Below are 12,746 nucleotides of genomic sequence, written 5' to 3' on the forward strand. Positions count from 1 at the left end.
CATGCACAACCAAACAGTCAGAGCAACTGTATTTAAAGCCAATGCCGCGGCTCCTCAGACAAAGCAAATCTATGAAGATGACTTTTCTGAGCTGTACGGAGAGGACATTATTGCTCCGCCCTATAATATCATCGAGCTCAAAACCATTGCCGAATACTCGACCATTCTTCAGCAATGCATTGATGCGTACAGAGTGAATATTACAGGCTTTGGATTCGATGTTGAGTACACATTTGATGTCAACGCAAGTGATGTCGATCAGGCAAAAAAGAAAAGAGCGGAAAAAGACTGGGCCAGACTCGAAGCCTTTTATAAATGTCTTCACTTTGATGAATCAGCTGAAATGATTTTAGGCTATGCCATCGAAGACAGAGAAAAAACAGGCAACGGATTTATGGAAGTGCTTCGCGACGGGGCGGGAAAACCTGCCGGCATCGAATATTTAGATGTGAAATATATGCGTGTATGCGGAGCAGGCGAGCCTGTAGAGGTTTCATTTGTATATGAAGAAAACGGGAAAATGAAAAGGATCAAAAGGCAAAAACGCTTCCGAAAATATGTGCAGATGATCAATGGAAAGAAAGTATTTTTTAAAGAATACGGCGATCCGCGAAAAATGGATATTCGCACAGGTGAATATGTAAACACATTGGCAGAGAAGTATCAAGCAAATGAAGCCATTCACCTCAAAATCGGAAGCGGCGTATACGGTGTACCCCGCTGGATCGGCAATATTGTCAATTTATACGGGGCCCGAAAAGCAGAAGAGCTCAATTTTATGTATTTTAAGCAGGGGCGTCACGTCCCCGCTGCGATTACAGTGGAAAACGGGATGCTGTCTGAAGCTTCTTACCGGGAGCTGCAGGAATACATGAATGATCTTGAAGGCGTGGAGAACGCCCATAAATTTCTCCTGATCGAAGCGGAAGGAATCGCAAAAGAAAAGGATCTCCACGGAGGCGAGGATATTACGCCGGTTTCCGTGGAAATCAAATCCTTGGCGGAAATTCTCCAAAACGACGCCCTGTTTCTTGAATACGATGAAAAAAGCAGAAATAAGCTGCGTTCCGCGTTCCGCCTCCCGCCGCTGTATACAGGCGAGGCCCAGGAATACAACCGGGCGACAGCTGATACTGCTAGAAAAATTACGGAGGAGCAGGTTTTTCAGCCGGAGCGAAAAACGCTCGTGAATAAACTGAACACGCTGCTTTTGCCGGAGCTGAATATCCATGACGTCAGGCTGACATTAAAAGGACCGGACTTTCGTGATCCGCTTGAGATTGCGAAGGTGCTCGGTCCTTTTATTACAGCCGGAGCAGTCTCACCGAATGATTTACGTGACCTTGCCGGACGGGTGCTTGGAAAAACACTGGAGGAGTGGCCGGAGGACATTTATAAACGGCCTGCAGGACAGGATGCGGAAAAGACAAACCTGACTGCGCTCATGCAGGAGTTGAAAGAAAGCATCGAAGATATCAAAACGTCCTGAAGGGAGGTGAATCAAGCAGGTGGCGCGAGAATTAAGAAATGCCAAAATCAGCTTTGTCAGTTATGTGGACAAGGCGGCTAACCAGACAGAATTTTTCTTTACGAAGTCAGCCAAACCTCCGTCATTTGAAAAAAAGGTTCGGCTGTTTACAAAAAGTGAGCAGGATGAACAAAAGCTCGTGTACGGAATCGTGTATGAGCCTGATGTTCCTGATGCCCACGGCGATTTTATGACCGCCGAGGAAATTGAAAAAGCGGCGCACGGTTTTCTCGCGGAGGCACGGGAGATTGATATCAATCACAGCTTCGAGGGCGGAACCGGCGTCGTGGTCGAGTCCTATGTGGCGCCCGATGATTTTATGATCGGGTCAAAGCGGATTACAAAGGGCTCATGGGTGCTCGTGACAAGAGCGTCAGACGAGGTGTGGGAACAGATCAAGGCTGGAATCATCACCGGCTACAGCATGGCGGGCACTGCAGATGTATATGAGGAAGAACCGGTTGAAAAAGCGGGATTCTTCAGTGTATTCAAGCAAATGCTTGCTGACAAAACAGGGAAGGAGACTGAAGAAATGAGAAAAGAAGACATGAAAGAATCATTCGAGCATGCGCTTTACCCTCTGCTCAAACGGCTTGAGCGGATTGAAAAAAACACAGACACGGAGGAAAAGCCGGAGCAGACGGGTGATGACGAGCGTCTGAAAAAGCTCGTTGAAGACATGCTTGCCCCGCTGATCGAACGCATCGAGGCTTTGGAAAAAGCGCGAGGCGCGTCTAAGCAGACAGCGGACGATACGGGCGGCAATACAGAGCAAGTCAAAAAATCAATCTGGAGCGGACTGCTGTAAAACCAGTCAAGGAGGAGGAAATCAATTGAGAAATCAAGAGATCATTCGGAAAGCGGAAATGTCGCTTTCTGCTTTAAAAAGCGGCGGGCTTATGAACCCTGCGCAAGCATCGGCTTTTATCCGCATGGTGCAAAACACGCCGACCATTTTCAGTGAATCCCGCGTGATTCAAATGGAAAATGACTCGCAAAAATTTGAGAAAATCGGCTTCGGCCAGCGTATTCTGCGGGCTGCGCAAGAAGGAAAAGCACTGTCAAACGACGAGCTGACAGTTCCAACGACAAGCACTGTCCAGCTGAACACGAAGGAAGTCATTGCGGAAATCAACATTACGTATGACACACTTGAAAACAATATTGAAAAAGACGGCCTGCAGCAGACGATCATGCAAATTTTAGCAGAGCGCGCAGCAGTTGATATTGAAGAGCTGATCGTTAACGGCGATACAGCATCAGCTGATCCGTATCTGGCACAGCTGGACGGCATCCGCAAACAGGCGGTTTCCCATATCGTTGACATGAACGGTGAAGAACTGTCCAGAGCGACATTTAAGAAAGGCTTAAAGGCAGTTCCGCCAAAATATTTGCGCATCCCTCAGGAATTCAGATTCTATACGTCTCACGGCTTAGAAGTTGAATGGAAGGACCGCGTGGCAGACCGCCAGACAAACCTTGGGGACCAGGCTGTTCAGGGCGGCTTGTCAACAGCATTCGGCGTACCGGTCAAAGGAGTATCCAATATTCAGCCGTACACAGTCGGTGAGGGAGACGCGCAATATGACGCTTCTGATATCATTCTCACACATCCGAAAAATATCATTCTCGGCTTCTCCCGCAATATCCGAATTGAAGTCGACAAAGACATCCGCTCCCGTAAATTTATTATTGTCTTAACGGCCAAGCTGGACAGCAAGTTCGAGGAAGAGGATGCCTGCGCAAAATTAATTAACGTAAAAGAATAATAGAAACGAGGTGGTCAGCTCATGCTCATTGAACCGACTGACGTAGCCTCCTATTCGGTCTATGATCGGGTGAAAAACAGGCCGGAAGAGCTGCTGGCGCAGGATATCATCGAGGCGGAAGCAGAAGCGGCTCTCATCACGGGCCACCGCTTTGAAGACAGCTTGTATGATCCGCTGCCCGGCAAGGTGAAGTTGGCTTTAGTAAAGCTTGCCCAGTATTTTGCGCTTGTCAACAGCGATGAATCTGCCTCATCAAGCTATCAGTCTGAGAAAATGGGGGATTATTCCTACACGGTTTCCGGAGAAGGCGGCATTCAGCGGCCAGAGGTATATCATTTGCTCGAGGAGTTTATCACGCCGGGCTACGCCCCTGAATCCTCCAGACTGAAGGTGAGGTCTTTATGAGCTACAGGCAGATGCTCATTCATCGCTGCGACATTTATCATGAAGCAGCGCAAGCGCCGTCTGCAGGCCGATTTGGGATTCCGGCAGACAGGCTGCAGCCGGTGATTTCATATCCGGATACACCCGATGAACAAGATGTCCCTTGTTATTTTACCGAAAAAACGCAGCAGCTGATTCAGGAGGAGCCGGATCAAACTGTATATCATAGCTTTCTCGTCCATTTTCCGTTGTCAGCGGACATCCGCGTGAACGATAAAATCATTTGGGAGAATCATAAATATATACTAAAGCTGCCGAAAAGGATCAGACATCATCATTGGGAGGTCGTCGCAGTCAGGGATGAAAGCCTATGAAAATAGCGGGATTGAAACAGCTGAACACGGCATTAAAAGAAGCGGCTTCAGGCGGTTTTTCCAGACAGGCGTCCCGGTGGCTTGAGGAGTGCGGGCAAGATTTTCTGGAGATCGTCAAATCTGAACTCATCAGCACACAAACGATTGATACAGAAAAACTGCTCAGTTCCTTTGAGAAAGGCGCAGAGGACAATCTCTGGATTGTGCAAAGCGGCGGGCTTTCGCTTGAGGTGGGGACACAGCTTGATTACGCCTCATTTCTTAATGACGGCCATTGGACGTCAAAACAAGATGTGAGATGGGTGCCGGGGCGTTTTCAAGGCTCACGGTTTATTTATGATCCAGCCGCTTCAACGGGAATGGCGCTCAAGAGAAAATGGATACCGGGCACGGGCTACTGGGATCATGCACTGCTTTTATATGAACAGCTGTTTGAAAAATCGCTGGAAAGCAAACTGCGCCAGTGGCTGAAGAAGCTGTAAAGGAGGAGCAGGATGAACAGTGAAACAGGATCGATCATGGCGTTTTTGTACAGCCGGTGGTCTGTTCCCATTTATGAACGCGAGCTTCCTGATCACTTTCAGGTGCCGTCGTTATACGTCCCGCCACCATCTGTTTTCGAGGAAACAGATACGGTCTCCACATTTAAAAAAACCTACAGTCTCAATGTAAAACTGTTTCATCTGGACTCCGTTCAGGCGCTGGATGAAGCGGACAGGCTCGCGGATGCCATCAGAGAAGCGAGAAATATGATTCCGCTGCTGAGTGAATCCGGCGAGAAGACGGGGGATATGGTTCGCATCTCCCAAATCGAGACAAGGGTAGGGGACAGGGGCGAGGCGGCCATGGTGATCAGGTGGAGCAGCCGATATTATTATCACAAAACAGAACAGCCTGTCTTACAGGATATCGACATGAACAGCGGGGTGAAATAAACGGTGTCAAAGGACAAACAACAGAAGAAGGCTGTACATACAAAGAGCCGGGAAGCTCTATTTGATACAGCGGATTTGATTAAGCACGCGAAGGAACTGTTCGGCGTTAAGCCGGATATTCTTCAGGGGGCTTTATTTGGCGTGGATCAACCACGTATGACGAAATCAGAAGCCAACCAATTGATTCAAACATTTCTAACCAAGGAGGTCATGTCATCATGAATGGCGGAACATTTACAACAGGCAAAGAAAAAGAACGTGCAGGTATTTATTTTAACTTTAAAACGACGGCACAGGAGCGGGTATCACTCAGTGAACGGGGAACAGTCGCACTTCCGGTCGCATCAAGCTGGGGCGAAGCGAAAACGTTCGTCTCCATTTCCAGCGTTGAAGACCTAAACAAAAAAGTGGGCCTCAGCATTGATGACCCGTCTTTATTGCTGCTGCGTGAAGCGAAGAAAAATGCGAAAACGGTATTGATGTACCGTCTAACCGAAGGTGTCCGAGCGTCTGCTGATATTGCTGAAGGCGTCAAAGCAACTGCAGTATATGGCGGAACAAAAGGAAATGACATTATCATCCGCATCAATCAAAATGTGCTGGATGCTAATTCTTTCGATGTGACAACATATATGGACGAATCAGAGGTTGATAAACAGACTGTCAAAAAGGCTGAAGAATTAACAGCTAACGGCTATGTCACTTTTACCGGAACAGGCGATCTTTCTTCAACGATTCCTCTCACTGGATCAGAAGGAGACACTGCAGCTGAGACGCTGAATGCATCCGCGGGAATCCGTTTATCTGGCGGTACGGATAAAGCCCCTGTCAACTCCGACTATACAGATTTCTTAGCCGCGGCTGAAACGGAGAGCTTTGATGTGATTGCGCTGCCTGTTGCAGAAGGTGACCAGTTGAAGGCGACGTTTGCTGCTTTCATTAAACGCCTGCGCGACGGCCAAGGACAAAAAGTGCAAGGCGTCACAGCCAATTATGCCGGTGATTATGAAGGCATCATCAACGTAACCGAGGGTGTGCTGCTTGAAGATGGCACGGAAGTTACACCGGACAAAGCAACAGCTTGGGTAGCTGGAGCGAGTGCAGGAGCAACCTTTAACCAATCACTCACATTTGTAGAGTACGAAGGCGCCGTTGATGTGTTACACCGCCTTGACCACGATACGATTGTTGAACGTCTGGGCAAAGGTGAATTTTTATTCACATTCGACGCCCGTGACAAATCCGTCAGCGTAGAAAAGGACATTAACTCACTCGTGACGTTCACAGCTGAGAAAAACAAGAAATTTGCGAAGAACAAAATCGTTCGTGTCCTGGATGCTGTGAATAATGATTTAACACGCGAGCTGAAAGCCTTAATTAAATCAAGAAAAGGCAGCGGAAGCGATATCCCGGCATCTGAAGACGGACTGCAGTATGTAAAAACGATGATCACGCAATACATGACAACACTTCAGGATGCAGGCGGCATCACTGGCTTTGATTCCGATGAAGATATCACAATTTCAATGAATGAAGATCGTGACGGCTTCTTGATTGACCTGGCTGTACAGCCTGTCGACGCAGCAGAAAAATTCTACTTTAATGTGGAGGTAAACTAATATGGCATTAAAAGCACAAAACACAATCTCAGGAAAAGAAGGCCGCTTATTTCTCGATGGTGAGGAAATGGCGCACATCAAAACATTTGAAGCAAACGTTGAGAAAAACAAATCCGAAGTCAACATTATGGGCCGCCGCATGACAGGCCATAAAACAACAGGGGCAAATGGAACAGGGACCGCAACGTTCTACAAAGTCACATCAAAATTCGTGCTATTGATGATGGACTATGTCAAAAAAGGCAGCGACCCTTATTTCACGCTCCAAGCTGTGCTGGATGATCAATCCTCAGGCCGGGGCACAGAGCGAGTTACGCTGTACGACGTCAACTTTGACTCTGCCAAAATCGCAAGCCTTGATGTCGATTCAGAAGCGTTAGAGGAAGAAGTTCCATTTACATTCGAAGACTTCGACGTCCCTGAAAAGCTATCTGACACGTTTTAATCAAAGCTGAATCAGCCCATACGTAGACCTTTCTCAGAAAGGTCTGTTTTTTAAAGATGAAACCAAACAATAGACAAGGGAGTTTTTTACATGAGCGAGAAGAACGAAAACGTATATGATCTTTCCTTTTTTATGCCGGGAAAAACAATTGAAGCTGAGGAAATCAAAGTGCCGATCTCAAAGCGTTTTGTTGATAAAAAAGGGAACATCGTGCCATTTATTTTTAAAGCGATCACGACGGAGCGCATTGATGAATTGGAGAAAGAAACAACAACGTATAAAAATGTCAAAGGCAGAGGCCGTGTAAAAGATTTAGACAGCCAACGCTTTTATGCCCGAATCGCAGTTGAATCAACCGTTTATCCGGACTTCCGTTCAAAAGAGCTTCGAGAAGCTTACAAAACGGCTGACCCGGTAGAAGTTGCGAAACGCGTGCTCTCAGTTGGAGGCGAGTATGCGAACTGGTTAAACAAAGCGATTGAGATTAATGGATTTGAAGATGAATTAGAGGATCTGGAAGAAGAAGCAAAAAACTAATCAAGGATGGGCATAAAGAAGCCGTGTATCTCTACTATGCGATGCACGAGCTTCATTATTCTCCATCAGATTTATTAGAACTGTATGAAGCGCCTCGAAACTTCAAGGCGCTGTTGTATGGACTGATTGGATATAAGCTTGAATTAATGGAAAAAGAATCGAGGAAAGGAGGTACATAATATCGCTAAATTGACAGCTCGTTTTGACCTGGAAGATAAAGTTTCTAAAAAGTTAAAACGAATTCATAAAGGGTTTCAAATGGTCGAAAAAAAGGTGAAAACCATTAATCGACAAATCAAAATCAGTATTAAGGCAGAGGATCAAGCCTTTTACAGATTGAGAAAGATCAATGACTATATTGTTTTGAAATTCGCAAAATCACTTGAAGTTAAAGTGGTTCTTGATGATCAGGCTACTGCCGGACTTAATGTTATTGAGCATAAGCTGAAACGGCTCCCAATAGAAAGAAATATTACTGTAAGTCTAATTGAACATGTAACAGATGCTTATAAAAAAATAAGAAAAATGTTGAGCGGAAATCAGTTTTCAGTCGGTTTTTTCGTCAATGATCAAATCACCCCAGCTACAAAACGAATATTGGGATATTTGCAAAAGAACCTTAAAAATGGATATTCAGTTAAATTAAAAGTGATTGATGAAATAACAAAAACTGTTAATCGAATTACAGCCCTTTTAGGAGATTTTGAAAAAACATATACAGTTAAATTAAAAGTGATTGATGAAATAACAAAAACCGTTAATCGAATTACAGCACTTTTAAAAGATTTTGAAAAAACATATACAGTTAATATTATCGCTAAAGAAAAATTAGCTGCTGATAAGATCAACGAGAAGAAACCGGAAGAAAAAAAGAATTGGTTTATGCAAACATTAGAAGACTTCGGAACAGCTTTTAAAGATAAAGTGATAGAAACGATTCTTGACTCGTTATTTGAAAAAATTCCTGGATTGAAAAAAAATGATAATGAAGCAAATACTGCGCCTGGGAATACGCAGAGTAATGAGAAAGTTAATAAACGCAACACCGGGCAGAGATGCTGTTGCTGCTGCTGTGGGTGCGGAGGTAATAGCTCTGGAAGCAAAGTCAACAAAAGATATAAAAAAAGAAAAAGTCCGACAAGTGCAAGGACTTCAGGACGAACACTGAGAGTTCCAGGCGAGGTATTACGAAGACGTCAGAGCGGTACATCAGGAGAAAATGCCACAAGCGGAAGAAATTCTGGTTCTAAGTTCAGAAACTGGTTCGGAGGTATGAGGTCCGCTGCCACCGACTCATCAAAATGGGGGAAAGTTTTAACGCCTTTAAAAGGTTTGGGGAAATTTGCGAAAGGTATCCCTCTTTTGGGAACTGCATTAGCGGCAACCGACTTACTCGGGATGAACAAAGAAAATGCAGGTGAGAAAGTTGGTTCCTTTGCCGGGAATCTTGGCGGAGCTGCTGCAGGAGGAGCCGCGGGTGCAGCCATTGGTTCTGTCGTCCCCGTTGTTGGCACTGCTGTCGGCGGCGTTGTCGGTAGTATTGCAGGTGGCATCGGGGGTTCAGATTTAGGATCATCCATTGGCAAATGGTTTGATGATGGCGGCGCTTCTAAAGCATGGGATGGAATTCAGGACGGTGCAGGAAAAGCCGTTGATTGGATCGAGGATACTTGGTCTGATTTCTCAGATTGGTTTATGGATAATGTCTGGACCCCTGTTAGTGATTGGGCCGGCGATAAGATTGATAAGATCACTGACAAATTCGAGGATGCTAAGAAATGGCTGACTGATACCTGGAATGACGTATCATCCTGGTTTGTGGATAACGTGTGGACACCTATTTATAACACGGCAGTTCCGATTATAAATTTAATAGTAGGTGCCTTTCTATTTGCTTGGGATGGTATCCAAGCACTCTGGAAGATTGTCTCAACTTGGTTCATGGATAATGTCTGGAATCCATTAGTTGACGGTGTCACCGATGCTGCTGATTGGATTTGGACAAAAATAAATGATGCTTGGACTTGGATCTCAGATACATGGTCCACTGTCTCAACCTGGTTCATGGATAATGTCTGGAATCCAATTAGTAACGCAGTGGCAACTGTGGCTGGCTGGATCCAAGCACATATTGATTATGCACGAATCTGGATCCAATTAAAATGGCTTCAGGTGGCAACTTGGTTTTATGACAACGTTTGGAATCCGATCAGTACCGCAGTTAGTAACGTAGCAAATTGGATTTGGACGAAGATCAACGAAGCATGGACATTTATTTCGGATTTATGGTCTACAGTCTCCACTTGGTTTATGGAAAATGTGTGGACGCCGGTAAGTGATGCTGTCACTAATGCGGCAAACTGGATCTGGACAAAGCTTAACGAAGCATGGACGTGGATATCTGATAAATGGAGTGCAGTTTCGGCTTGGTTCAGTGAAAATGTTTGGAATCCTATTGTTTCAAAAGTGGAGGATGCCAAAAAATCCATTTCGGAAAAATTTGAATCGGCAAAAACCGCAGTGACAGACGCATGGAAAGACGTTGAAACTTGGTTCCGTGAAAATGTTGGTGATCCATTAGGTGATATTGCTGACGGAATTAAGAGGAAGTTTGAAAAGACCTTCTGGTGGGTCATTAAGCTAAAAGGACTAGCTGACGCTGGAGGGGAGATCATAGGCAATATCATAGGGAGAGGCGAGGAAGCTACGGGATTGACAACAAAGAAATCCGGTAAGTCTTCATCTGGTAAAAATACTAGCGGTGGTGGAGGAATTGCTGGTCTTGTTCAGTCGCAATCATCAGGGCCAACAAGTGTTTTTCCTAAACAAAAAAGCGTCCTTGAAAGGAAAGCGACGGGCGGCTATATTACGAAACCAACCATTTCATGGATTGGTGAAGCGGGCAAGGAGTTTGTGATCCCTGTTGATAACAACAAGGGTCGCGGTAAAATGCTTCTTTCTCAGGCCGCTTCTAAACTAGGGATGAGCGTTGTTGATGACATGGCTTCTGCTTCATCTGCAGGTGGAGAAGCTGCTGTTTCTCCATTAGCCGGCGGATCAACAGTTTCTGCTACAGTATCTCCTACCGTTGACACCTCGAGCCTTAATGAACAGGCTGCTTCTTTTGGTCAACAGTTCACGCAGGGCTTTGATCAAGGTATTGGGGATAATGTTGTTTCTATGGACGCTTGGAAACAGAAAAATGTTGGACAGCCTATGAAAAACTTGATCTCTTACTCTCCGAATTACGGAAAACAAGTGGTCAATGGTTATGCTAACGGCCAGAACAGTACGGCAACCGGAACAGATGGCTTCTTGCAGACGAAAGTCAAAACACCATTCCAGAACACTGTAAATAAATCCTCTTCATGGGGAACTGGTACGATCAAAGGGTTTGCTTCCGGTCAAAATAGTTCACAAACTGGCACTGATCAGTATGTAAATACTCATGTGAATAAGCCGTTTTTAAAGTCTAAAGAATCATCAAACGGTTGGGGAACCGGAATGATCGGGAATTTTGTTTCAGGCATGACTTCAAAAGCAAGTGAAGTTCATGAAGCTGCCAAGGAACTAGCAAAAAAAGTCGAGAAAGCTTTCCGGGAGGAGCTAGATATCCATTCACCTTCTCGTGTCATGATGAGCTTAGGGCGTTTTGCCTCCGTTGGTGTTGTAAAAGGTCTGGATTCTGTCGATGTGAAAAAATATGCTGAAAAGCAAGCTGGATCACTGGCAGCTGCTTATTCCGGAATGGGTGCAGTAGGTGGAAATGTGAAGCAGTGGCTTATGGCTGCAATGATGGCCACAAAAACACCATTAAGCTGGCTTCCGGGATTGATGACAATTGCAAAGTTTGAATCAGGAGGCAACCCTAACGCCATTAACCTGTGGGATAGTAACGCGAAGGCAGGCAATCCATCCCAAGGGCTCATGCAGACAGTACCAACCACTTTTAACGCACACAAAGCGCCAGGCATGGGTAACATTAGAAACCCGATTCATAACGCTGCTGCCGCAATCGGCTACATCAAAAGCAGATACGGCTCTATTGACAATGTACCTGGTATTAAAAGCATGAAGCATGGCGGACCTTATGTCGGTTACGCAAACGGCGGGCTGATTACAAAAGAACAAATTGCACGTGTCGGTGAAGGAAACAAGCGGGAATGGATCATCCCAGAGGAACGTGGCATCCGAGGCCGCTACCTCCTTCAGAGAGCTGCGCAAGCTCTGGGAATGGAAGTGACAGATCCGTCTCAATCCCAGCAGTCTGAGCTTTCTTCAGGACAAGTTTCAGCAGTTACATCCGGTACACGGCAAACGATACAAACAGCCGGAACGAAAGAAATAAAGATTGAGTTTAACGGAGACCAGCATTTCCATAATGGACAAGACGCCGAAAGCCTTGCAGCGAAAATCAAGCAGGCGCTTATAGATGAATTGCAAAAGGATATCAATATTGGAACGAAGGGAGTCGTTGCATTTGACTAAATCCGTATATGAATTTTGGATTTCACAAGGGAAGGACAAGTTGCGGCTCCCCGTTCTTCCCGACCAGCTGAATATTTCAAATACGATTCAGAATGAGACGGTTAAAGTAGCCAAGTTCGGTGACCTTACATTTATTGACGAACAAGGAGCGAAAGAAATTTCGTTCTCTTCGTTTTTTCCGAAGAAATACAGCCCAATAGCTGAATATCAAACCTTCCCGTCGCCGGAAAATGCGATAACAAAAATTGAAAAATGGATGAAGGCCAAAAAACCGGTTCAGTTTTTGATTACGGGAACTAAAGTGAATTTAACATGCAGTATTGAAGGTTTTTCCTATAGCGAAGGCCAGCAGGATATAGGTGATCGTTCCTTTGATATTCAATTAAAAGAATACAAAACCGCTTCCCCGCGGAAAATCAAGCAGAAGAAAAAAACAAAGGCAAAACGTCCGTCGAAGGCTGCGCCGAAGACGTACACAGTGAAAAAGGGAGACACGCTATGGGACATTGCAGGCAGATTTTACGGGAACAGCACCCAATGGCGCAAAATTTGGAACGCCAATAAAACAGCAATGATCAAACGAAGCAAACGGAACATCAGGCAGCCGGGCCACTGGATTTTTCCCGGCCAAAAATTAAAGATACCGCAATGAAACAGGTGATGTATG

General features: G+C 45.4%; 14 protein-coding genes. All 14 read left to right on the top strand.

The window, feature by feature from the left end:
• Position 1: 1 nt before the first annotated feature.
• The 14 genes from NSU05_RS06685 to NSU05_RS06750 all read left to right on the top strand — a co-directional run bounded on the left by NSU05_RS06685 (position 2) and on the right by NSU05_RS06750 (position 12,731).
• Complete coding sequence (locus tag NSU05_RS06685) at positions 2-1,489, top strand: phage portal protein (protein WP_032725514.1); 1,488 nt, start codon at positions 2-4, stop codon at positions 1,487-1,489.
• Between the two features lie 19 nt (positions 1,490-1,508).
• Positions 1,509-2,336: an XkdF-like putative serine protease domain-containing protein gene (locus NSU05_RS06690; RefSeq protein ID WP_003232691.1), complete on the top strand. Its 828-nt coding sequence runs from the start codon at positions 1,509-1,511 to the stop codon at positions 2,334-2,336.
• Positions 2,337-2,361: 25 nt separating this feature from the next.
• On the top strand, positions 2,362-3,297 hold the full coding sequence (locus NSU05_RS06695) for a phage major capsid protein (protein ID WP_003232690.1): 936 nt from the start codon (positions 2,362-2,364) through the stop codon (positions 3,295-3,297).
• A gap of 21 nt (positions 3,298-3,318) precedes the next feature.
• On the top strand, positions 3,319-3,702 hold the full coding sequence (locus NSU05_RS06700) for a DUF3199 family protein (protein WP_014479552.1): 384 nt from the start codon (positions 3,319-3,321) through the stop codon (positions 3,700-3,702).
• On the top strand, positions 3,699-4,055 hold the full coding sequence (locus tag NSU05_RS06705; protein ID WP_009967053.1) for a YqbH/XkdH family protein: 357 nt from the start codon (positions 3,699-3,701) through the stop codon (positions 4,053-4,055). Before NSU05_RS06700 ends, NSU05_RS06705 begins: the two co-directional genes overlap by 4 nt.
• Complete coding sequence (locus tag NSU05_RS06710; RefSeq protein ID WP_038428824.1) at positions 4,052-4,537, top strand: HK97 gp10 family phage protein; 486 nt, start codon at positions 4,052-4,054, stop codon at positions 4,535-4,537. Before NSU05_RS06705 ends, NSU05_RS06710 begins: the two co-directional genes overlap by 4 nt.
• Before the next feature lie 12 nt (positions 4,538-4,549).
• Complete coding sequence (locus tag NSU05_RS06715; protein ID WP_003232680.1) at positions 4,550-4,990, top strand: phage-like element PBSX protein XkdJ; 441 nt, start codon at positions 4,550-4,552, stop codon at positions 4,988-4,990.
• A 3-nt stretch (positions 4,991-4,993) separates the two neighbouring features.
• Complete coding sequence (locus NSU05_RS06720; protein ID WP_003232679.1) at positions 4,994-5,212, top strand: hypothetical protein; 219 nt, start codon at positions 4,994-4,996, stop codon at positions 5,210-5,212.
• Complete coding sequence (locus tag NSU05_RS06725) at positions 5,209-6,609, top strand: phage tail sheath family protein (RefSeq protein WP_003245369.1); 1,401 nt, start codon at positions 5,209-5,211, stop codon at positions 6,607-6,609. Before NSU05_RS06720 ends, NSU05_RS06725 begins: the two co-directional genes overlap by 4 nt.
• Before the next feature lies 1 nt (position 6,610).
• Positions 6,611-7,054 carry a phage tail tube protein gene (locus NSU05_RS06730; protein ID WP_003232677.1) on the top strand — a complete coding sequence of 148 codons (444 nt, stop codon included), beginning with the start codon at positions 6,611-6,613 and terminating at the stop codon, positions 7,052-7,054.
• Positions 7,055-7,144: 90 nt separating this feature from the next.
• The gene (locus tag NSU05_RS06735; RefSeq protein ID WP_015715734.1) at positions 7,145-7,591 is read left to right on the top strand and encodes a phage portal protein; all 447 of its coding nucleotides are present in this window, start codon (positions 7,145-7,147) and stop codon (positions 7,589-7,591) included.
• A gap of 41 nt (positions 7,592-7,632) precedes the next feature.
• Positions 7,633-7,770, top strand: a complete 138-nt coding sequence (locus NSU05_RS06740; RefSeq protein WP_072566146.1) for a hypothetical protein — start codon at positions 7,633-7,635, stop codon at positions 7,768-7,770.
• Positions 7,771-7,780: 10 nt separating this feature from the next.
• On the top strand, positions 7,781-12,079 hold the full coding sequence (locus tag NSU05_RS06745) for a transglycosylase SLT domain-containing protein (protein ID WP_052124599.1): 4,299 nt from the start codon (positions 7,781-7,783) through the stop codon (positions 12,077-12,079).
• Positions 12,072-12,731: a LysM peptidoglycan-binding domain-containing protein gene (locus tag NSU05_RS06750; RefSeq protein ID WP_038428825.1), complete on the top strand. Its 660-nt coding sequence runs from the start codon at positions 12,072-12,074 to the stop codon at positions 12,729-12,731. Before NSU05_RS06745 ends, NSU05_RS06750 begins: the two co-directional genes overlap by 8 nt.
• The last annotated feature ends 15 nt before the right edge of the window (positions 12,732-12,746 follow it).

The sequence above is a fragment of the Bacillus sp. EU52 genome (assembly GCF_037964975.1).
GTDB classification, from domain to species: Bacteria; Bacillota; Bacilli; order Bacillales; family Bacillaceae; genus Bacillus; species Bacillus subtilis.

Excerpts from the sequence above, each read along its gene's own strand:
- NSU05_RS06705 (WP_009967053.1), top strand. The coding sequence starts at position 3,699 with ATGAGCTACAGGCAGATGCTCATTCATCGCTGCGACATTTATCATGAA.
- NSU05_RS06710 (WP_038428824.1), top strand. The coding sequence starts at position 4,052 with ATGAAAATAGCGGGATTGAAACAGCTGAACACGGCATTAAAAGAAGCG.
- NSU05_RS06740 (WP_072566146.1), top strand. The coding sequence starts at position 7,633 with ATGCACGAGCTTCATTATTCTCCATCAGATTTATTAGAACTGTATGAA.
- NSU05_RS06735 (WP_015715734.1), top strand. The coding sequence starts at position 7,145 with ATGAGCGAGAAGAACGAAAACGTATATGATCTTTCCTTTTTTATGCCG.
- NSU05_RS06700 (WP_014479552.1), top strand. The coding sequence starts at position 3,319 with ATGCTCATTGAACCGACTGACGTAGCCTCCTATTCGGTCTATGATCGG.
- NSU05_RS06715 (WP_003232680.1), top strand. The coding sequence starts at position 4,550 with ATGAACAGTGAAACAGGATCGATCATGGCGTTTTTGTACAGCCGGTGG.
- NSU05_RS06685 (WP_032725514.1), top strand. The coding sequence starts at position 2 with ATGCACAACCAAACAGTCAGAGCAACTGTATTTAAAGCCAATGCCGCG.
- NSU05_RS06730 (WP_003232677.1), top strand. The coding sequence starts at position 6,611 with ATGGCATTAAAAGCACAAAACACAATCTCAGGAAAAGAAGGCCGCTTA.
- NSU05_RS06725 (WP_003245369.1), top strand. The coding sequence starts at position 5,209 with ATGAATGGCGGAACATTTACAACAGGCAAAGAAAAAGAACGTGCAGGT.